The sequence below is a fragment of the Haloferax sp. Atlit-48N genome (genome assembly GCF_003383015.2).
Lineage (GTDB): Archaea > Halobacteriota > Halobacteria > Halobacteriales > Haloferacaceae > Haloferax > Haloferax volcanii.
Map to the genome: position 1 here is coordinate 366,918 of NZ_CP137689.1, position 19,340 is coordinate 386,257.

At 69.0% G+C, this 19,340-nt stretch carries 19 protein-coding genes; 11 read left to right on the forward strand and 8 right to left on the reverse strand.

Going from position 1 to position 19,340, the window contains the following annotated elements:
• Positions 1–67: 67 nt before the first annotated feature.
• Positions 68–1,150, forward strand: coding sequence for a geranylgeranyl reductase family protein (locus tag DEQ67_RS02045; protein ID WP_008605964.1), 1,083 nt, complete (start codon positions 68–70; stop codon positions 1,148–1,150).
• A gap of 30 nt (positions 1,151–1,180) precedes the next feature.
• Here DEQ67_RS02045 and DEQ67_RS02050 read toward each other — a convergent pair whose 3' ends face one another.
• Positions 1,181–2,278: an aminomethyltransferase family protein gene (locus DEQ67_RS02050; protein WP_115891395.1), complete on the reverse strand. Its 1,098-nt coding sequence runs from the start codon at positions 2,276–2,278 to the stop codon at positions 1,181–1,183.
• 165 nt (positions 2,279–2,443) lie between these two features.
• On the reverse strand, positions 2,444–2,743 hold the full coding sequence (locus DEQ67_RS02055) for a DUF6432 family protein (protein ID WP_004044525.1): 300 nt from the start codon (positions 2,741–2,743) through the stop codon (positions 2,444–2,446).
• Between the two features lie 104 nt (positions 2,744–2,847).
• On the opposite strand from DEQ67_RS02055, the gene DEQ67_RS02060 reads away from it, so the two are divergent.
• The 7 genes from DEQ67_RS02060 to DEQ67_RS02090 all read left to right on the forward strand — a co-directional run bounded on the left by DEQ67_RS02060 (position 2,848) and on the right by DEQ67_RS02090 (position 9,308).
• Complete coding sequence (locus DEQ67_RS02060) at positions 2,848–3,888, forward strand: DUF7093 family protein (RefSeq protein WP_115891394.1); 1,041 nt, start codon at positions 2,848–2,850, stop codon at positions 3,886–3,888.
• Between the two features lie 70 nt (positions 3,889–3,958).
• The gene (locus DEQ67_RS02065; protein ID WP_004044523.1) at positions 3,959–4,339 is read left to right on the forward strand and encodes a DUF5611 family protein; all 381 of its coding nucleotides are present in this window, start codon (positions 3,959–3,961) and stop codon (positions 4,337–4,339) included.
• A 192-nt stretch (positions 4,340–4,531) separates the two neighbouring features.
• Positions 4,532–4,990 carry a universal stress protein gene (locus tag DEQ67_RS02070; protein ID WP_004044522.1) on the forward strand — a complete coding sequence of 153 codons (459 nt, stop codon included), beginning with the start codon at positions 4,532–4,534 and terminating at the stop codon, positions 4,988–4,990.
• Positions 4,991–5,070: 80 nt separating this feature from the next.
• Positions 5,071–5,748: a TIGR00266 family protein gene (locus tag DEQ67_RS02075; RefSeq protein ID WP_004065325.1), complete on the forward strand. Its 678-nt coding sequence runs from the start codon at positions 5,071–5,073 to the stop codon at positions 5,746–5,748.
• A gap of 107 nt (positions 5,749–5,855) precedes the next feature.
• Positions 5,856–6,824 (forward strand): ROK family protein, encoded by a 969-nt coding sequence (locus tag DEQ67_RS02080; RefSeq protein WP_004065324.1) that lies wholly within the window; start codon positions 5,856–5,858, stop codon positions 6,822–6,824.
• 509 nt (positions 6,825–7,333) lie between these two features.
• Positions 7,334–8,815, forward strand: a complete 1,482-nt coding sequence (locus DEQ67_RS02085; protein ID WP_115860506.1) for an LVIVD repeat-containing protein — start codon at positions 7,334–7,336, stop codon at positions 8,813–8,815.
• A gap of 160 nt (positions 8,816–8,975) precedes the next feature.
• Positions 8,976–9,308: a NifU family protein gene (locus DEQ67_RS02090; protein ID WP_004058105.1), complete on the forward strand. Its 333-nt coding sequence runs from the start codon at positions 8,976–8,978 to the stop codon at positions 9,306–9,308.
• A 225-nt stretch (positions 9,309–9,533) separates the two neighbouring features.
• Here the strand turns inward: DEQ67_RS02090 and DEQ67_RS02095 are convergent, their stop codons facing one another.
• Both DEQ67_RS02095 and DEQ67_RS02100 read right to left on the reverse strand, forming a co-directional pair.
• Positions 9,534–10,940: a DUF402 domain-containing protein gene (locus DEQ67_RS02095; protein WP_115891393.1), complete on the reverse strand. Its 1,407-nt coding sequence runs from the start codon at positions 10,938–10,940 to the stop codon at positions 9,534–9,536.
• Positions 10,937–11,311, reverse strand: coding sequence for a DUF7532 family protein (locus tag DEQ67_RS02100; protein WP_004044517.1), 375 nt, complete (start codon positions 11,309–11,311; stop codon positions 10,937–10,939). The genes DEQ67_RS02095 and DEQ67_RS02100 overlap by 4 nt, the downstream gene beginning before the upstream one ends.
• 164 nt (positions 11,312–11,475) lie before the next feature.
• Here DEQ67_RS02100 and DEQ67_RS02105 point away from each other — a divergent pair, with 164 nt between their 5' ends.
• A complete protein-coding gene (locus DEQ67_RS02105) occupies positions 11,476–12,513 on the forward strand; it encodes a PrsW family intramembrane metalloprotease (protein ID WP_004065320.1) in 1,038 nt (345 codons plus the stop codon).
• 56 nt (positions 12,514–12,569) lie between these two features.
• Here the strand turns inward: DEQ67_RS02105 and DEQ67_RS02110 are convergent, their stop codons facing one another.
• On the reverse strand, positions 12,570–13,181 hold the full coding sequence (locus DEQ67_RS02110; protein WP_004065319.1) for a riboflavin synthase: 612 nt from the start codon (positions 13,179–13,181) through the stop codon (positions 12,570–12,572).
• Between the two features lie 109 nt (positions 13,182–13,290).
• Here DEQ67_RS02110 and DEQ67_RS02115 point away from each other — a divergent pair, with 109 nt between their 5' ends.
• On the forward strand, positions 13,291–14,025 hold the full coding sequence (locus DEQ67_RS02115; RefSeq protein ID WP_115860504.1) for a DUF502 domain-containing protein: 735 nt from the start codon (positions 13,291–13,293) through the stop codon (positions 14,023–14,025).
• 1 nt (position 14,026) lies between these two features.
• Here DEQ67_RS02115 and DEQ67_RS02120 read toward each other — a convergent pair whose 3' ends face one another.
• A complete protein-coding gene (locus tag DEQ67_RS02120; protein WP_008607296.1) occupies positions 14,027–15,853 on the reverse strand; it encodes an SLC13 family permease in 1,827 nt (608 codons plus the stop codon).
• 147 nt (positions 15,854–16,000) lie between these two features.
• Between DEQ67_RS02120 and DEQ67_RS02125 the strand changes: the two genes are divergently transcribed.
• Complete coding sequence (locus tag DEQ67_RS02125; protein WP_115802124.1) at positions 16,001–16,243, forward strand: DUF7533 family protein; 243 nt, start codon at positions 16,001–16,003, stop codon at positions 16,241–16,243.
• A 33-nt stretch (positions 16,244–16,276) separates the two neighbouring features.
• On the opposite strand, the gene DEQ67_RS02130 is transcribed toward DEQ67_RS02125, so the two are convergent.
• Positions 16,277–17,437, reverse strand: a complete 1,161-nt coding sequence (locus DEQ67_RS02130) for a M24 family metallopeptidase (protein WP_115802125.1) — start codon at positions 17,435–17,437, stop codon at positions 16,277–16,279.
• A 6-nt stretch (positions 17,438–17,443) separates the two neighbouring features.
• Positions 17,444–19,294 carry a UvrD-helicase domain-containing protein gene (locus DEQ67_RS02135; protein WP_008605905.1) on the reverse strand — a complete coding sequence of 617 codons (1,851 nt, stop codon included), beginning with the start codon at positions 19,292–19,294 and terminating at the stop codon, positions 17,444–17,446.
• Positions 19,295–19,340: the final 46 nt, after the last annotated feature.

A 19,340-nucleotide genomic window follows, 5' to 3' on the forward strand; every position in this document is an offset into this window, starting at 1 on the left:
TTTCCATCGGGGCGGTTCCCTCGTCCGAAGCGAGAAGATTCATGGGTCGGCGCGGCGACGCCCAACCATGTACGATTTCGCCGTCGTCGGCGTCGGTCCCGCCGGCGCGCGGTTCGCCCGCCGCGCGGCCGACGCGGGCTACGACGTGCTCGCGCTGGAGAAAGGCGAGGTCGGGACGCCCCTCGCGTGCTCCGGCCACGTCAGCACCGACATCTGGGAGTACGTCCCCGACGAGGCGCGCGACCGCCTGTTTCAGAACCGCATCTACGGGGCGAACTTCCGCGTCGGCGGCCCGAACTCGAAAGCCTACCCGTTCTACAAGCAAAGCGAGGTCTCGAACGTCATCGACCGCGTCGAACTCGACCGCACCCTCGCCGACTGCGCCCGCGACGCCGGCGCAGACGTGCGCGAGGGCCACACCGTCACCGCCGTCGAGGAACTCGACGACCGTGTCCGACTGACCGTGAGCGTGGCCGGCGAGGCCGGCACCGTCCAGTTCGAGGCGAAGATGGTCGCCGGCTGTGACGGCCCCACCTCGCGGGTCCGCCGGGCGCTCGACCTCCCCGAACCGTCGGAGACGCTCCACGGCGTCCTCGCGTTCGACCCCGACCCGGACGACGGCGACTTCGTGGACGTGCACCTCACGGTCCCGCGCTTTTTCGCGTGGCGCATCCCCCGCGGCGACGCCGGCGTCGAGTACGGCCTCGCGGCCCCGCCGGGCGCTGAGGTCACCGAGCTGTTCGACGCGCTCACGAGCACCTACGACGTGGAGACGGAGCATTTCTGTTCGGGAGCTATTCCCATCGGCCCGCCGGACCGGACGACGACCCGGCGGGCGTTCCTCGTCGGCGACGCGGCCGCACAGACCAAGCCGTTCACCGGCGGCGGCATCCTCTACGGGATGACCGCGGCCGACATCGCCGCGTCGACCATCGACCCCGACGACCCCGAGACGCTGTCGGCCTACGAGTCGGCGTGGCGCGACGAACTCTCGCGGGAGATTCGGCTGGGCCACCTCGTGCGCCGGTGTTACTCCTTCCCCGAGTGGCTCCAACGGGTCGGCCTCCGGTCGCTGTCGGGCGAAATCGGCGTCCACATGGACAAGCCGAGCTCGTTCTTCTCGCGCGAGCACCTGAAGAAACTGCTCTGAGACGGCCGGGAGCCGCCAAGCACACCGAGTCTAGTTCTCGCCCGGATACGTCGGCAGCCGCGCCGACACCGCGCTCCCCTCGACGAACGGGAGCGACTCGCGGGTCGCCTCGACGCGGTCGCCGTCGACCGCGACTTTCAGGGCGTCGGTATCGAGGCCGTAGTCGACGAGCGCGAAGCCGATGGGCGCGTCGAGCATCGGGCTCTCGACGGCGCGGGTGACGGTTCCGACCGGCTCGCCGTCCGCCGAGACCTCGGCACCCGAGTCGGGGAGGGCGTCGGCGCGGAAGCCGACGAGCCGGCGCGAGGGTCGCCCGCGGTTTTCTATCTTCGAAACGAGTTCCTGCCCGACGAAACAGCCCTTATCGAAGTCCAGCGCGTTGCGGACGCCGGCGACGTTCGGGACGTTGCCGCGGAGTTCCGACTCGAAAAGCGGCGTGCCGGCCTCGGCGGTGAGACTGTCCCACGTCCGATAGCCCACAGGGACCGAGGGGTTGCCGTAGAACAGGAGCGCGTCGAGCACGTCTTCGGCGTCCTTCGCCCGGCAGATGACGTCGTAGCCCTCCTCGCCGGTCGGGTTGTCGGAGGCGACGACCGTGACGCCGAGTTCGCCGCCGATGGAGCCGCGGACGAAGGAGAGCTCCGGCTCCGGCGCGCCCGCCCCCGAGAGGATGCTCGCCACCTTCTCGGTCGACTGGGGGCCGTGGACGCCGAAGACGCCGAACTCGTCGGAGGCGTCGCGTATCTTGACGCGCTGGAGGAACGTCTTCGAGCCCCACTCCTCGACGAGCGGTTCGGCGCGGTCCCGCGGGGTGAAAATCAGCAGGCGCTCGCCCGCGTTGTAGACGTACATCTCCGTCTCGATGCGGCCGTCGGGGTCGAGAAGCAGGGCGTAGACGCCCTCGCCGTCCTCGTCGGGGACGGTGTTCGTCACCGCGTTGTCGACGTAGTCGACCCGGTCTTCGCCCTCGACGACGACCACGCCGTAGCCGTGTTCGATGACGCCGACGCCGTTTCTGACGGCGCGGTGGGTCCGCTCGGGGCGGCCGTAGTGGCTCACGACCTCGATTCCGCCGCGCGTCTCGAACGTCGCACCGTGTGCCTCGTGGATGTCGGCGACGAGTGTCATTACTCCCCGTTTCGCCTTCGGCGCGTAAAACCCTCCCACTCCCGGACGACACCCCCGGCTTTTGGTTCGGGGCCGTCCCGGTTTTCGGTCGCGGGGTCGACCCGGCGTCGGTCGCGGGCCGGCGGGCGGGTAGTCAAAACGAGTCTGTGCTCCGCGTCGCCGCGCTCAGAGCCCGAACCGCTCGCGGAGTCTCTCGAACAGCGACGCGTCCTCTTCGACGGCTTCGCTCGGGTCCGGAACGACGCGCTCGTCGGCGTGAATGAGGACCCCCGTGTCGGCCTCTTCGACCACGATGAGGCTCTCGTCTTTCAGCGCCGACAGCGCCTCTTCGATGGTGTCGATGTCGGCGTCCACGGCGGCACGGAGTTCGAACACCGTCATCCCCTCGTCGTGGCGGTCGACGAGCGCGTCGAGCACCGCGACCTCGATGTCGCGGCGGTTCCGAAACTCCCGCCTCGCTCTCATAGCGGGTACATCGTTCGCCTCCTGTTTACTTGTACCGCCCGTCTGACGGGCGTCCGACAGGCAGGGGGTAGCTTTTTGTTTCCGAATCCCGGAATCCTCGCGTAATGGGACTTACTTGCCGTCTTCTCGGGCACTCCTACGGAGACGCCGAGACGGAACGGGAGCGCGAGGAACGCGGCGACGAGGTGGTCGTCTCGATTCGGGAGATACAGGTCTGCTCGCGGTGCGGACACGAACAGGTCATCAGCGAGAACAAGGAGGTCACGGCCATCCGAACGCCCGAGGAGGTCGGGATGACGGAGGGCGAAGTCGAGACCGCGGCCGCCGGCTTCGAGCCGGCGAACCCGCAGCCCGGCGTCTCCGACGCCGAGGACGCCGCCATCGAGACGGCTCCGGACGCGGAGACGCGGGCCGAAGCCGACGCCGCAACCGCCGCTGAGACGGACGCGGACGCCACCCCGGACCCCGCGGCGCAACAGCCGACCGAGGCCGCGAGCGCGGATACGCCCGACGCCCAGCCGGCCGACCAACCCGGCGACCAGCCGGCCGCGAGCGCCGACGCCGGCACTGCTGACGCCGGGACCGCCGACGCGCCGCCCGTGACCGACGACGGCATCATCCTCGACGACGACGAAGAGCAGTCGGCCACCCGCGACCGAACGCAGTGGCCCGACGAGGTCGACGAGGTCGAGACCGACGACCCGACGCCGCCGGCCGACGGCGACGACGCGGAGTTCATCGACGCGGACGCCGAGGCGGGCGTCGAGACCGACGCCGAGGCGGAGCCCGATGGGAGCCAGACCCGCGAACGCGGCGCGTGGCCCGACGCGCCGGGCGACGACGAGGGTTGGAACGCCCAGCCAGACGACGGTGAGCCCGTCTCGGTCTCGTTCGGCGGCGGTCTGACGCCCGAGAACAACGGCTCGTCGAGCCAGCAGGCCAACGGGCAGTACGTCGAGGCGGAGGGCGAAGACGACTTCGTCCGGGCCGACGAGTCGAACGTCGGCAACGAAGCCCCCGACGACGCCGTCGAGTACTACTGTCCGAACTGCGGCCACGCCCGCGGCGCGTCCTCGTCGTCGATGCGGGCCGGCGACATCTGCCCCGAGTGTAAAAAGGGCTACATAGCCGAGCGGGAGTCCTGACCGCGGCACGCCCTCGCAGGCGTCGCGGAGTCGCGAAACAGGTAAACCATACCCTGTCGAAAAGGCGTCCATGAAGGAGTACAAGATGCGTCGTGGGGAGACGCTCGAAGAGCGGATTCCGGACATGGAAGCGACGGTCGAAGACTACTTCGGCCCCATCACCGGCACCGAGGAGTTCAAAGGCAGCGACCTCTACGTCGTCGGCGAGCCCAAGAACCCCGTGTTCACCCGCATCGTCGCCGGCGCGGTCAAGTACAGCGGCAAGAAAGACAAACTCGCGGTCAACTTCGAGGAGGCCGACCCGGCCGACCTCGCTCCCGAAGACCTCGAAGCCGCCGGCGAGGCCGTCAGCGCGAAAAACGACTTCCTCCTGGAGGCGACGGGCCGCGACGCGAAGTCCCGCCGCGATTCGATGAAGCGCGCGGTCGAAGACGACGCGCCCGACGTCTGAGCCGTCCGACGTGGTCCGGATTTTCTCACACAGTCGCCCGCCGAGCGGCCGCGCTGCCAGCGAAACGCACATATCGCTCCCTCGTGACACACTCAGTGCGAGCGACCGTAACACGGTCGAATATGAATTTTTACTTCGGTTCGAGTAAAAATCTCCGGCACGGTTAAGTGATACCGGGACGAACGGACTGGTATGGCTATCGAAACTATCCTGCTCGCGGTCGGCGCGGGCGACGCCGAGCGTATCGACAGACTCGCCGAGGAGACAATCGACGTGGCCGGGCCGACCGGCGCGACGGTCGTCATCGGGCACGTCTTCACGAAAGACGAGTACGACGACGCGCTCGACAACCTCGATTTCGATATCACGGCCGAGGAGGTTTCGGCGGACGACGTGGCCCGACGACACGCCACCGTCCGCGAACTCACGCGCCGCTTCGACGACGCAGACATCGACTACGTCATCCACGGCCGGGTCGGCCACCACGGCGAGAAACTCGTCGAACTCGCGGGCGAGGTCGACGCCGACCGCCTCGTCGTCGGCGGTCGGAAGCGCTCGCCGACCGGCAAGGCCGTCTTCGGGAGCGTCGCACAGGAGGTCATGCTCGAAGCGTCGTGCCCCGTGACGTTCGTCCGCGCGGACACCAAGTGACGGGTCGCGGGCGGCGCGACCCCTCGATGTTCCCGATTTTCGCAGGCAACTACATATCTTAGCGCGCCGTCGACTCCCGCATGGATCACACCATCGACTACCGCCCGTCGTTCGCCCTCCTCACCGTCTCGCTCGACGAGGGCGAGTCGCTCCGGTCGGAGGCCGGCGCGATGGTCAGCTACTCCGACGGCATCGACATCGAGACGAACGCGAAAGGCGGCCTGTTCGGGTCGCTCAAGCGGAGCGTCCTCGGCGGCGAGTCGTTCTTCCAGAACACGTTCAGCGCGCGGCAGGCGGGGGAAGTCTCCTTCGCGCCCCCGCTGCCGGGCGACATCGTCCACCACGGCCTCGAAGACGAGACCCTGTTCGTGCAGTCCGGGTCGTACATCGCCTCCGACCCCGCGCTCGACCTCGACACCTCCTTCGGCGGGGCGAAGACCTTCTTCGGGAGCGAAGGGCTGTTCCTGCTCAAACTGACCGGCACCGGTGACAGCTTCCTGTCGAGCTACGGGGCCATCCACGAGGTCGAACTCGGTGAGGGCGAACGCTACACGGTCGACACCGGCCACATCGTCGCCTTCGACGAGACGACAAGTTTCTCGGTCGAGCGCGTCGGCGGCCTGAAGTCCACCCTGTTCAGCGGCGAGGGCCTCGTCTGTACGTTCACCGGCCCGGGGACCGTCTGGATACAGTCGCGCAGCATGGACTCGTTCCTCTCGTGGCTCATCCCCAAACTCCCGACCAACAGCTCCGCGTGACCCCGACCAACAACTCCGCGTAACCCAGACCTGGGAGTTACATCGCCGCGAGTAAATCTACCGAAAATCCCGCTTAGTTAAGTGGTGGGCGCATCCCTATGGGAACGATGGCGTACTACGTGGGCGTCGACTTGGGGGCGACGAACGTCCGTTCCGTGGTCGGCGACGACGATGGAACCGTCCTCGGAGAGGCCCGTGACGACACTCCGCGCGGCCCGACGGGAATCGCGGTCACCGAGGCGGTCCTCGGCGTCGTCCGCGAGGCGTGTGCCGAGGCGGGCATCGACCCGAGCGACGCGGTCGCGGCCGGTATCGGTGCAATCGGCCCGCTCGACTTGGCCGAGGGTGCGGTCGAAAACCCGGCGAACCTCCCGGACACCATCGACCGCATCCCGCTGACCGGTCCCCTCTCGGTGCTGTTGGAGACGGACGAGGTGTACCTGCACAACGACACGAACGCCGGCGTCATCGGCGAGCGGTTCCACTCCGACCGCAACCCCGACGACATGGTGTACCTCACCATCTCCTCCGGTATCGGCGCGGGGGTCTGCGTCGACGGGCACGTCCTCGCCGGCTGGGACGGCAACGCCGGCGAGGTCGGCCACCTGACGCTCGACCCGCACGGCTTCATGACGTGCGGCTGCGGCCACAACGGTCACTGGGAGGGCTACTGCTCGGGGAACAACATCCCGAAGTACGCCCGCGAACTCCACGAGGAAGACCCGGTCGACACCGCGCTCCCCATCTCCGACCCCGACTTCTCCGCGGTCGACGTGTTCGAGCACGCCGGCGACGACGAGTTCGCAGACCACATCATCAGCCAACTGGGCCACTGGAACGCGATGGGCGTCGCCAACATCGTCCACGCGTACGCGCCGCTTATCATCTACGTCGGCGGCGCGGTCGCGCTCAACAACCCGGACCTCGTGTTGGAGCCCATCCGCGAACAGATGAGCGAGATGGTCATGTCGAACATCCCCGAGATTCAACTGACGACGCTCGGCGACGAGGTCGTGGTCGAGGGGGCGTTGGCGAGCGCGATGACCGGTGGCACCGGTGACCGGTCTCGACTGTGATGTCGAGACGACTCACTGGTGGTACCGCAGGCGGAACTGGCGACCGCTCGCGGCTGTGAGGCCGCGAGGATTCGCGGGTTTCACCGCAGGTGGCACCGGTGACCGCTCGCGGCTGCGACGCGACACTTCCTGTCACCACGACCGGATTATCTCGATTGATACTCGGTGGCACAGCCTTATAACCCCGGTCGAGAAACGCGATGACGTGCACCCGACGACGCCGAGTCGTTCGGCGTGCCGGTCGGCGCGTTCCCGTTCTCGTCGAACCGCACGGTGCACGGGCGTTCCACCGGATGCCTAGAACGGGACCGGTCGACACCCCCCACCACCATCGTCGACCGACCGACGCCGCCGGGGTGACCCACCCACACCCACCCACCCACCCACCCACCCATCCCCGCCGGCGTCGCTTCAGTTCTCACGCAACCCAGTGCAGACTGAGCGGTCCTCGCTCGTTTCAGTACCCGGGCCTCCGTCCGATTTTTCCCCTCGGCACCCGCAGATTCACCGTGGACCGCCGCCAGTTCCTCCGCACCGTCGGCGCGAGCGCGCTCGCCGTCTCGACCGCTGCCGTCGTCGGTTCCCGTCCCGCCACCGCACATCCCGGTCCCTTCGAGCCGCTGGGCCGCATCGACATCGACGGCGCGAAAGAGGCCGTCGTGTCGGCCGACGGCGAGACCGTCTTCGTCGCCGCGACCAGCGGCTACGCCGTCGTCGACATCTCCGCGCCCGACCGCCCGGAACTCCTCGCCGAGCGCCGCGACCCGCTTTCGGACCGCGAAGACGGCCCCTTCCGCGGCCTCTACGACGCGAAACTCGACGGGGACACCCTGCTGGTCGTCGGCCCGGCCAACCCGATTCCGGGCGCGCCGGCGGGCGTCCTCGTCGTCGACGTGTCCGACCCCGCGAACCCCGACGAAATCGCGTTCCACGAGACCGGGTTTCCCATCCACAACTGCTTCGCCGCCGACGGCCGGGCGTATCTGACCGCCAACGACGGCGACCGAAATCCGCTCGTCGTCCTCGACATCGACTCCGGCGACGAACTCGGCCGCTGGTCGGTCGTCGACGTCGACGACCGCTGGGCCGACGTGCCGCCCTCGATGCGGTCCGTCCACGACGTGTGGGTTCACGACCGCGTCGCGCACGTCGCTCTCTGGGACGCCGGGACGTGGCTCGTCGACCTCTCGGACCCCGCGTCGCCGTCGGTCCTCGGGGCAGTCTCTCCCGGAGACCCCGAGGAAATCGCCGCGTTAACCCCTCGCGGCCGCAACCGCGAGCGGCGGACGCCGCCCGGTAACCACCACTACGTCGCCACCGACGACGCCGGCGACCTCCTCGGCGTCGGCGTCGAGTCGTGGGCAATCGAGGTCGACCGCGACGACGGGACGACCGAGCTCGTCGGCGGGCCGAGCGGCGTCGAACTCTGGGACGTGACTGACCCCGCGAATCCCGAGCGGCGCTCGACCATCGAGCCGCCGGCCAGCCCGGACCCGACGCTCAGCGGCGTCTGGACCACGGCGCACAACTTCGACTTCCGCGACGACAGGCTCTACACCTCGTGGTACCGCGGCGGCGTCAAGCGCCACGACGTGTCGGACCCGACCGACCCCGTCGAACTCGCGTGGTGGCGCGACCCCGAGCGCGCGAGCTTCTGGACCGCGCAGTACGCCTACCCCTTTGCCGACGAGGGCGTTTTCGTCGCGTCGAGCCGCGGCGTCGACGACGCGTCGCCCGCGCTCTACACGTTCCCCGACCACGCCGGCGACCAGCGCGACCCGCCGACGCTCGGGGCGGAGCCGACCACCGAACCTCTCGTCAACACGCCGACGCCGACGCCGTCCCCGTCCGGAAACGAGACGGCTGCGCCGGCGTCCGAAACCGAATCGTCGACCTCGACGACCGACGCGCCGGGGTTCGGACTCGGCGTCGGCGCGGCGGCGCTCGGCGTCGCCGGTTGGCTGGTCCGCCGTCACGAGCGGCGCGACTGAGAGCGACCGACGCTCGCGCCCGAGAGCGTCGACGGGAACACCGCACCGCGTGGTTCCCGCGTCGAATCTATCACGAACGACCGAGATAGCCTTTCTCTCGCCGGCCGGCGCGTCGGGAGAACCGTTTCATTCTAATCCGTGGGGTTCGAAGCATCGGGGTATGAGCGACGAGTCGGAGAGCCTCAAAGAGCGCGTCGAGACGTGGATGGTCGGTCAGATGCCGATTATCCAGATGCACGGCGGCAACAGCGTCGTGCGCAAGGCCGATGCGGAATCGGGGGAAGTCGTCGTCGAACTCGGGGGTGCGTGCGCCGGGTGCGGCATCTCGAACATCACCGCCCAGAACATCCAGTCGGACCTCATCATGACGTTCGACGAAATCACCGACGTGCAGGTCAAGGTCCCCAGTTCCGGCGACCACGGCAGCAGCACCGTCGAGGGCGGCCGCGGCGGCGAACTCCAGTACGGCGACGAGGGACCGGGGCACTTCTAACCCACCTTTTTTCACGGGGTCCTCGGCCACGTCGTCGCCTCGAACCCCGCCAAAAAATCTGGACCAAAAAAGGCGGCTACTCCCTTCGGTTGTAGCCGTACGGTTCCCTCTAACACTCGCACCCTGTTCCGCGGTTCTCAGTACGTCTTTTCGATAACTCCCGCCACCACGACGACTGGGTCCGCTCCGGTAACGACGCCTGCCCGTCTTCCGAAGTTGCGACGCCTACCCCGACAGCGCCGACTCCAGACTCGACGCCACCGACCGCGCTTTTTCCGCCAGTTCCTCCGAGATGTGTCCCGCCTCGACGGCCGCGTCGAGTTCGTCGTCGTCGACGCGCTCGACCGTCCCGTCGGCGTGTTTCACCACGTCGACGTGCAGGTCGACGTAGCGAATCTCGTCGGGGAAGCACTCGACGGGCGTGCAGATGTTGACGTAGGTTCCCTTGACTGCGCCGTCGGCGTCGCGGTACACCGTCGGGTACCACCAGCGCCCCTCGCGGAACTTCGTGACCGCCACGTCGCCGGACTCGCGGTCGACGCCGAGGGCGTCGTAGGTGCCGCCGCCGCTCATGCCGCGCCGGAGTTCGACGGTCCCCTCGGAGTCGTGTTCCGTCACCTCGCCGGAGCCGAGCGTGATGAGTCGGCCGTCGGGCTTGCCGTGGCCGATTTCCACGTCGTCGCCTTCGAGCGGGCCGAACTGCGCGGTCACCACGCCGAAGGGGAACTCGCCGTCGCCGACCGATTCGCAGAGCGCCTCCGCGAGGTCGACGCCGGCGGAGGCCTTCTGCGAGGCGGCCTTCGTCCGGTGGTGGCCGGGCATCGTCGTCTCGACGGCCCGGCGCTGGGAATCGAGTTCGAAGCGGGTCTCGCGACCGAACCAGACCCACGTCGTCGCGGTGGGCGCGGCGACCGCCCGCGGGGCGTCGACGGGTTCCGAGAGCGCGTCGTCGAGTTCCGCGGCCACCTCGGCGGCCCGGTCGAGCGCGTCGTTCAGGGCGCTCATGTCGGCGTCGACGGCGTCGCGGTGCCAGCGGATGCCCCAGCCCTTGGGCGGGTCGCCGCCGAGGAGGTCGGTCATGCCCGCCAGTTCGCGGGCGGCGGCCTCGTCGCGGGTGTCGACGCGGACGCCTTCCGAGTCGGGGTCGAGCGTCGCCAGCCCCGCGACGGCGCGGACCTCGCCGGTCAGTTCGGCGCGGCGGGAAGCCCACGGCGGGGCCGACTCCGCGACCTGCACGCGGACCTCGTCACCGACCTCGACGCGGCCGTCGATGTCGCCGTACGAGAGGTAGCCCTCGGTCTCGCCGAGGTCGCAGACCGCGCCGCCGCCGAGGGTGTCGGTCACGCGGGCGTCGAACACCGCGCCGGTCGGCGCGGGGTCGTCCCACGCGAAGGTGTCGATGCCGAGGTCCGAGAGGCGCTCGGTGGCCGTTGCGACCGCCTCGGGCGCGCCGGTCGCGCCGACGCCCTGTCGGTTCCGCGTCGTCTCGACCGACACGTCGTGGTCCGACGAGTCGAACTCGGCGTCGAAGCGCTCACGAATCGGCCCGGACGCCTGCACCACGTCGTGGCCGTCGTCGAGGAAGACGCTCGTGAGCGCGGTGGCGTAGATGCCGCGGACGCGGACTCTCATAGCTCGTCGGCGTCGCGGGCGAAGGTGACGCGGGCGTCGACCGTCGGGCCGAGCGTCAGTTCGACTTTCCCCTCCGAGAGCACGCGGCCGCCCTCGATGGGGACGCCCCACGAGTCGAACTTGAGGTAGCCCCGGAGCTCCGCGCCGTGGGTGTAGAGGTCGACGTGGTCGACGACGTGCTCCTGCACGTCGGTGGCGCTGTGGGCCATCTCCATGTCCGAGTAGACGGTGCCGCCGTCGCCGAAGAACGCGGCGATGGCGTCTGCGTCCGATTCGACTGCGTCGCTCACGAGGTCCGACGCGGCCCGGAGGTCGTCGGTGTCGAGGCCGACCTCGCGGAGCGCCGCCTGTTCGCGGGGGTCGAAGTGCATACCCGCCCTTCGGAGCGGAGGCATTAACGTCGTACGGTCGGCCGTCGACCAGTCGGTCGCCGGTCGCCGGTCGCCAGCCATCCGACTGTCGACCCTCCGCCCCCCATGTCACGGGATGCCGTGGCCGAAGCTATTACCAGACGCAATACCCTTTATGCCACGTAATGGACCAGCAGGACCCAGTCGAGCAGGCGTCCGACGGCTCGGACGACCTCTACGACATCGCCACGTGGGAGGAACGAACCTCGGTTGACGGGCTGGCGGTCGCGCTCTACCGGCTGCTGGTCGCGTCGACGCGAGTGGTCGTCATCCTCGCCGCGCTGCTCATCCTCGTCGGTATCGGCGGCCTCTCGGCGCTCACCGACCCGCAGGTCGGCGCGCTCACCCTGCTTTCGGCGCTGCCGGCGCTCGCGCTCGCCGGCTACGTCTACTACTCCGACGTGACCCAAAACGAGCCGCTTTCGATGCTCGTGGTGACGTTCCTCCTCGGCGTCCTCACGGCCACGTTCGCGGCGATTCTCAACTCGCTTCTGAGCAACGTCGGCCAGACCATCGCGGGCGAGTTCCAGCTGGCGCTCGGCTTCCTCGGCAGCGTCGTGTTCTACTTCCTCGTCGTCGGGCCGGTCGAAGAGACCGTCAAGCTCCTCGCGGTCAGGCTGTACGCCTACTCTCACGACAGCTTCAACGCCGTCATCGACGGGGCCGTCTACGGCGCGATGGCCGGCCTCGGCTTCGCCACCATCGAAAACGCGCTGTATATCACTCGGAATCTCAGCTCTTCAGGGCTCGATGTGGGTTCCGGCGGCGTCGGCATCATCGCCGCCGGCGGGACGATTACCGCGGTCCGAGCGCTCGCCGGGCCGGGGCACGTCATCTACTCGGCCATCGCCGGCTACTACCTCGGCCTCGCCAAGTTCAACAAGGAGAACGCCGGCCCCATCGTCATCAAGGGCCTCATCCTCGCGGCGCTGGTCCACGCGACGTACAACTCGACGGTCGGCCTCGGCTCGACCGTCATCGCGGGGATAACCGGCCTCGGCGGTCTCGCGGCCTTCCTCGTCTACGTCATCATCTACGACGGCGTCTTCGGGCTCTACCTCATCGGGAAGCTCCGCCGGTACAGTCAGGCCTACCACAGCGCCCACGCGTCCGGTCCGAGCGCGGCGTCGTTCAGCTCGGAGCAGACTGAGTTCGAGGACTGAAGCGAGGCGGCGACGGCGCGAAAAAGCGAGCGAGACGAACCGCGTCCTTCTCCCGCTTACTCGACGACCAACCGCTCGGCGTAGCCGTCGAGCATCGATTCGACGTACTTCGCCACCACGTCCACCTCGACGTGAATCGGGTCACCGACCGCCTTTTCGGAGAGCGTCGTCAGGTCGTAGGTCGTCGGGATGATGGCCACGGCGAAGGTGCCTTCGCGGCGGTCGGCCACGGTGAGGCTGATGCCGTCGAGACAGACCGAGCCCTTCTGGACGACGTAGTTCGCCAGCGACTCGGGAAGGTCGAACTCGAAGAACCAGTCGTCGCCGACGCGTTCGACGTTCGTGACCGTCGTCGTCCCGTCGACGTGGCCCTGCACGATGTGGCCGTCGAAGCGGTCGTCGGCCGCGAGGGCGCGTTCGAGGTTGACGCGGTCGCCTTCGACCGCATCACCGAGGTAGGTCTTCTCGACGGTTTCGGCCGCGAGGAACACCTCGAACCAGTCGTCACCGAACGCCTCGACGGTCAGGCAGACGCCCGAGACCGCGATTGACTGGCCGTGGTGGAGGTCGTCGAACGCGAGGTCGGTTCGGATGCGGAGGCGGCGACCGCCGTCGGTGTCGGTCACAGCGACGATTTCGCCCGGCCCCTCCACGATTCCCGTGAACATACCCGCGGCTTCGGTCGGGTGCAGTTAATGCCTATCGTTTCCGTTCTTCATCACGTTTTCGTGACACTCTCGCCCATACAATTTTACCGTCATCGTCCGGAGAGTCGGTATGGACGTTCTGTCCCGACTGCGGAGCAGTTTCGTCACCGGCCTCATTCTCGTGACCCCGCTGGCCGTGACCGTGTTCGTCCTCCAGTTCGCGTTCAACCGCATCACCGCCGCGCTCCGCCCGGTCGTCCGCGAGGTGACGCCCTTCCTCGCCGGAGCGCTCAACTACTCCGGCGACATCGTCTTCATCTCGCAGGTGCTGTCGGCGCTCACCATCGCCGTGGCCATCTCGCTTCTCGGCTACCTCGCGTCGATGAGCCTCGGTCAGCGGCTCTTCGGGAGCTTCGAGCGCGGCGTTCGGCTCCTGCCGCTCGTCCGCACCATCTACTTCGGCGTCCGGCAGGTGTCGGAGTCGCTCACCGAACCGACCGCCGGCTACGACCGCGTGGTGTTGGTCGAGTACCCGCGCGAGGGGCTGTTTTCCATCGGCTTCGTCACGAACGAGGCTCCGCCGTCGGTCTCGGAGGTCTCCGACGACGACCTGTTTACCGTGTTCGTCCCGCACAGCCCGAACCCGACCGCCGGGGCGCTCGTCATGGTCTCGCCCGACGAGATTCGTGAGCTCGATATGCCGGTCCGCCGCGGCCTCCGACTGCTCGTCACCACGGGGCTGAGCGTCGACGACCCGGAGACGCTTCCCTCCGGACCCGCGGGATACGACCCCTCGAACGGCGAGGGCGGCGTCCGGGCGGAGACTGACCAGCGTCGCAGCGCGGGCGAGAGCCGGGCCGAGTGAGTTACACGCCCCAGATGAGGGCGATGCCGGCGGTCGTGACGACCGCGAGCAGGAGTTGGAGCGGCGCGCCCACGCGGAGGTAGTCGGTGAATCGGTAGCCGCCCGGCCCGTACACCATGAGGTTCGTCTGGTAGCCGATGGGCGTCATGAAGGCCGTGCTCCCGCCGAACGTGACCGCGAGCGCGAAGCCGAAGGGGTCGGCACCGAGGCCGAACGCGGTGTCGATGGCGACCGGGAGCAGGAGGACGACGCTCGCGACCGGGGTGATGACGTTCGCCAGCAGCCCCGTGAGCAGGTAGAACGCGGCGACCACGGCGATGACGGGCAGGTAGGTCGCGGCGACGCCGACGAACTCAGAGATGAGCGCGACGCCGCCGGTCAGTTGGAGCGCCCGGCCGAGCGGGATGACGCCCGCCAGCAGGAAGATGACGTTCCAGCTCACCGCGTCGTAGGCGTCGCTCGCGGACAGACAGCCGAGCGAGACCATCGCGGCGACGCCGCCGAGCGCGGCGATGGCGATGGGGACGACGCCGAGCGCGGCCAGCCCGATGACCGCCGCGACGACGGCGAACGCCCGGAACGCCGTGGGCGACAGCCCGCCGTTGTCCTCGATGAACTCGTCTGCGACCTCGCTCGTCACGACGAAGTCGCCGCTGTCGCGGAGATACCGCGCCGTCTCGTTCGTCGTCTGGAGGAGCAGCGAGTCGCCGGCTTGGAGGTCCACGTCGCGGAAGTGCTCGCGGATGAGGTCGCCGCCGCGCCGGCGGACCGCGAGCACGGTCGCGTCGTACCGCTCGCGGAGTCGCGCGCCGCCGACGGTCTCGCCGACGAGGCCGGATTCTCGGGGGACGACGAGTTCGACGAGCGCCACGCGGTCGGGTCGGTCGAGTTCGGCGTCGGTGACCGACGCCCGCGGGAGAAATCGCAGGCCCGCGAGGTCGCAGAAGCGCCGAATCGTCGCCGGGTCGCCCCGGACGGTCAGGATGTCGCGGGCGGCCACCTCGCGGTCGGAGTCGGCCGCGATGAAGTGTTCGCCGCCGCGGAGCACGTCGAGGATGTCCACGTTGAGGTCGCGGTAGGTGTCGTCCGACACCTCGCCCGCGGGGATGCCGACGAGCGGCGACCGCGCGGGGACGAGCACGCGGGCGAGAAACGGCTCGACGCCGTAGTTGCCGGTTCGGTTCCCGGGCTCGATTCGCTCGGGGAGGAGCCGCGGCGCGACCGCAAGCAGGTAGCCCGCGCCGACGACGAACACGAGCGCCCCGAGCGGCGTGAACGTGAACATCGAAAACGGCGGCAGTCCGGTGGCCTCGGCGTAGGCCTCGCTGGCGACGAGGTTCGTCGCCGTCCCGACGAGCGTGAGCGTGCCGCCGAGCATCGAGGCGTACGAGAGGGGAATGAGGAGCTTCGACGGCGAGACGTTCGCCTGGTCCGCGAGGTCCGACACCATCGGCACGAACACCGCCACGACCGGCGTGTTGTTGACGACGCCCGCGATGGGGCCGGTGAGGCCCACGACCGCGGCGAGCAGTCGGCTCTCGCTGCCGTTCGTGAACGAGGCGACCGCGTCGCCGAGGACGCGAATCGCGCCGGTCTGTCGAACCCCCTCGCTGAGGGCGTACATCGAGAGGATGGTAATCGTCGCGGCGCTCGAAAACCCCGACAGCCCCGTCTGGAGGCCGACTCGCGTCCACGGTTCGAGGACGACCAGCGCGACGATGACGCCGATGGCCGTCACGTCCGGCGGGGCCGCCTCCGTCACGAACAGCGCCATCGTGACGACGACGAGGGCGAAGACGACGAGCATTCCGGACGTGACGGCGACCATGCGGGCAGTCGACTCGGCGGCGGCTTAATGCTACCCCGCGCGACTGTCGGCCGCGGCGACGGGTCGCTTGCCGCCGGCGTCCCATCGGTGCTCGCGCTCACTCGCCGGTCGCGACGCTTTTAGTCGCCCGCGGTGTAGCCTCGGGCGATGCGACTCGGAATCATGGAGATGGTCGGTCTCGCGGCGACCCTCATCTTCGCCATCCCCGTCGGCGGCTTCGGCCTCACGCTCCTCGCCGACGGGCGGACCGCCTTCGGCGGCGCGATGCTCCTTCTAGCGGTGCTCATGGTCGCGCTCCCGAAGTTCCTCACCATGCCGCAGGACCTCCCCTCGCTCGCGGCCGAGAAAGTCGTCGGCGGCGTTGCGAAAGAGCCGGACGACGAGGAATAACTCCCCACGAGGGACGCAAGGGACGCGAGCCGACTACCAGCGACTCGGGTCGAGACCGGTCGGCGCGCCGCCGAGCAGCCGCGGCCCGTCGTCACCGACGACCAACACGTCGGTCAGTTCGACTCGCCCGTGGTCTGCGTGCGTGACCGCGGCGCGGACGCGCAGGACGTTGCCGGCGACGAGTTCTCTGTCGCCGCCGAGCGGCGGGTCCTCCCGGGCCGCGAGGCCGATGCCGCCGCCCACGTCTCTCGTCACCTCGTCGGCCATCGAGAAGCCGAACGCGGCGGTCTCCGCCCGGAGTTCGCTCCCGAGGAAGCCGGCGTCGTCGCCGGGGTCGGCTTCGGCCAGACTGACTTTTCTGGCGGCGTCGCAGGCGACGTGCGCCCGGCGCTCCCACCCGCCGTCGGGGTCGACGACGAACGTGCGAGCCAGCGCGCCGCGGTAGCCGGTCGGTCCGCGCGGGCCGACCGAGACGACGATGGGTTCGCCCGGTCGGAGTTCGACCGGCTCGCCCCCGCCCCCGTCGCCTCGGGGTCCCGCGCGAACCGTCGTCGCGCCCGCGGCATCGACGCCCTCGGCCGCGAGCGTCGCGTTCACCTGCCGGCGGAGTCGCTCGGTCGACAGCGGTGCGCCGTCCCAGTGGAGGACGGACTGTTCGTCGTCGCCGTTGTCGTCGCGGCCGTCGTCGCCGTCGTCAGCTTCCTCGACCGTCGCCGCCGACAGTATCGCGGCGGCGCGCCCGACGCCGCGAGTCGCCGCGCGCTGAGCGGCCTCGATGGCGTCGCGCTCGGCGTCGTCTTTCACGGCGCGGGCGGCTTCGACCGCCGGGGTCGACGCGAGGTCGTAGCCCGCCGATTCGAGGTGGAGCGCGGCGTCGTGCGGAACCGTCCGCGGCGCGAGGACGGTCCCGTCGGAAGCGCCGTGTTCCGCGAGGACGGCCGCGGCGGCCGTCCCCGGCGGCCTGTCGTCGACGCGGACCGAGGCGACCGGGAGCGACGGCGGTTCGACGGTCGAGGGGACCCGGAGATGCGTCTCGCCGCCGACGCGGACGAACACGAGGTCGCAGTCGAACGCGCGGCCGGTGAGGTAGCGACTCGTCGGGTCGGCACCGCGGGAGACGGCGACGAAGCCGACGGCGTCTCGCTCGGACACGGCGGCGTCGATGGCGTCGCCGCCGCGCGGACTCCACCGCACGGGACGTTACGCCTCTGGTTCGGGCGCGGGCAGTTCCTGCGCGTCGTCGACGAGTTCCTGCGCGGGTTCCTCGCGAATCTCGTTGTGGAGCAGGACGCTGATGGGGAGCGTCGGCGCGCCGGTGACGAGGTTTTCGAGGACGATGAGGCGCTCGCGGGCGCGGGACATCCCGACGTAGAAGACGCGGCGCTCGTTGTCGGTGATGAGCGGGACGGGACTCGTCGTCGCGGTGAACTCCTCGATGCCGCGGGCTTCGAGCTCCTCGTCGGAGACGGACGCCGCCATCTGCTCGACCACCTTCTCGGTCAGGTCGGTCGCCATGAACACGTGGTCGGCCTCGCGACCCTTCGCGGAGTGGATGGTGCCGACGCGGACGCGACTGGGGTCCATCTCCTCGTAGCCGCCGCCGAAGTACGCGTTGACGGACTTGCGCTGGAAGCTCGTCACCTTGCGGACCATGTCGCTCGCGGACGAACTGTCGGGGGCGAACGGTGCGAAGTTCTTGATTTCCTTCGGCGTGAACTCGATGTTCGTGATGTCGTCGACGCCGACTTCCTCCTGTCTGTCGTCGATGGCGTCGAACAGGTCGTCGCGGTCGTTCGTGCCGAACGCGGAGTCCTGGAGCATGTCCGCGAGGCGGCGGGCCTCCAGCCCGTTGACGGGCTCTTCGGCGTCGAGCGCCTCGACCGCGCGGACGTACTGCGTGAGCCGGTCGGTCCACATGCGCTGGTCGGTCAGCGTCGAGAAGGGGATGCCCGACGGGAGGAACTCGTCGATGAACTGGAACATCTGGTAGCGCGCGCGGAACAGCACCATCACGGTGCCCTCGTCTTTCTCGACGGTGTAGCGGACGTTCCGGGCGAGTTCGAGCATCGACGGACTCTCGACGGCCTCGACCGCGCCGCCTTCCTTGCGCGGCTTGAGGTCCTTCTCCTGTCGCTTGTCGATGTGGCGAATCTCTCGGTTGACGACGTTGAGGACGTTCGACGGGAGGCGGTAGGAGTTCGGCAGAATCTCGTCGTTGTCGCGTTCGGCGTCGAGGAGGAGGTTCGGGTCCGCGCCCTGCCACGCGTAGACGACCTGGTCGTCGTCGCCGGCGATGAGGACGCCCCGCATGTGGGGCTTCCACTCCTCGTACACGTCGTACTGGAGGGTCGTGATGTCCTGGAACTCGTCGATGACGAGGTAGTCGACGTTGGGGACGAGCGCGCGCTGCTTGACGCGTTCGAGCATGTCAGCGAATCCGACCAGCCCGTGTTCGCCCTTGTAGGCGCGCCACGCGCGGATGGCCTCGGGGATGTCGATGCGGTCGTCGTCGGAGGGCCACGTCGGGGTGTACTTGTTGCCCTCTTGGGCGTTCGGGTCGACTTCCGGCGGGAGGCGGACCTCCTCGACGTTCCACTGGAACGGCACGTCGTACCAGTCGGACACGTCGCGGCGGGTGCGCTGGAGCCACTGGCTCGTGGCGATGACCTTGTTGCCGATGGTGGTCGAGCGGGCGGTCCGGCGGCCCGCGCCGCCGTACTCGTCTTCGAACTCGATGCCGTAGTCCTCGCAGAACTCCTGTTTGTCGCTCTCGCCGACCACGTCGTTCCGCGAGAGGCTCAAGAGTTCGTACGCCTTCGCGTGCATCGTCGAGACGTTCCCCTTCAGCGACCGGGGGTTGATGTCGAGTCGCTCAGCGAGCCGGTCGCGGACCTCGGCCGCCGCGGCTCGGGTGTAAGAGACGACGAGAATGTCGCGGATGGTGACGCCGTCTTGTTCGAGAATCTCCTCGACCTTGTCGAGCAAGGCCGTGGTCTTCCCGCTTCCCGGGCCGCCGAACAACCGGGTGACGGTCACGTCGGATTCGCTCATTGTGCACGTTCACGGTCTTATCGGTGATAAGCGACGTGCTTCGGAC

Bases quoted from the DNA above. Each gene is read 5' to 3' on its own strand.
- DEQ67_RS02045 (WP_008605964.1), top strand. From the start codon at position 68: ATGTACGATTTCGCCGTCGTCGGCGTCGGTCCCGCCGGCGCGCGGTTC.
- DEQ67_RS02050 (WP_115891395.1), bottom strand. From the start codon at position 2,278: ATGACACTCGTCGCCGACATCCACGAGGCACACGGTGCGACGTTCGAG.
- DEQ67_RS02055 (WP_004044525.1), bottom strand. From the start codon at position 2,743: ATGAGAGCGAGGCGGGAGTTTCGGAACCGCCGCGACATCGAGGTCGCG.
- DEQ67_RS02060 (WP_115891394.1), top strand. From the start codon at position 2,848: ATGGGACTTACTTGCCGTCTTCTCGGGCACTCCTACGGAGACGCCGAG.
- DEQ67_RS02065 (WP_004044523.1), top strand. From the start codon at position 3,959: ATGAAGGAGTACAAGATGCGTCGTGGGGAGACGCTCGAAGAGCGGATT.
- DEQ67_RS02070 (WP_004044522.1), top strand. From the start codon at position 4,532: ATGGCTATCGAAACTATCCTGCTCGCGGTCGGCGCGGGCGACGCCGAG.
- DEQ67_RS02075 (WP_004065325.1), top strand. From the start codon at position 5,071: ATGGATCACACCATCGACTACCGCCCGTCGTTCGCCCTCCTCACCGTC.
- DEQ67_RS02080 (WP_004065324.1), top strand. From the start codon at position 5,856: ATGGCGTACTACGTGGGCGTCGACTTGGGGGCGACGAACGTCCGTTCC.
- DEQ67_RS02090 (WP_004058105.1), top strand. From the start codon at position 8,976: ATGAGCGACGAGTCGGAGAGCCTCAAAGAGCGCGTCGAGACGTGGATG.
- DEQ67_RS02095 (WP_115891393.1), bottom strand. From the start codon at position 10,940: ATGAGAGTCCGCGTCCGCGGCATCTACGCCACCGCGCTCACGAGCGTC.
- DEQ67_RS02100 (WP_004044517.1), bottom strand. From the start codon at position 11,311: ATGCACTTCGACCCCCGCGAACAGGCGGCGCTCCGCGAGGTCGGCCTC.
- DEQ67_RS02105 (WP_004065320.1), top strand. From the start codon at position 11,476: ATGGACCAGCAGGACCCAGTCGAGCAGGCGTCCGACGGCTCGGACGAC.
- DEQ67_RS02110 (WP_004065319.1), bottom strand. From the start codon at position 13,181: ATGTTCACGGGAATCGTGGAGGGGCCGGGCGAAATCGTCGCTGTGACC.
- DEQ67_RS02115 (WP_115860504.1), top strand. From the start codon at position 13,291: ATGGACGTTCTGTCCCGACTGCGGAGCAGTTTCGTCACCGGCCTCATT.
- DEQ67_RS02120 (WP_008607296.1), bottom strand. From the start codon at position 15,853: ATGGTCGCCGTCACGTCCGGAATGCTCGTCGTCTTCGCCCTCGTCGTC.
- DEQ67_RS02125 (WP_115802124.1), top strand. From the start codon at position 16,001: ATGCGACTCGGAATCATGGAGATGGTCGGTCTCGCGGCGACCCTCATC.
- DEQ67_RS02135 (WP_008605905.1), bottom strand. From the start codon at position 19,294: ATGAGCGAATCCGACGTGACCGTCACCCGGTTGTTCGGCGGCCCGGGA.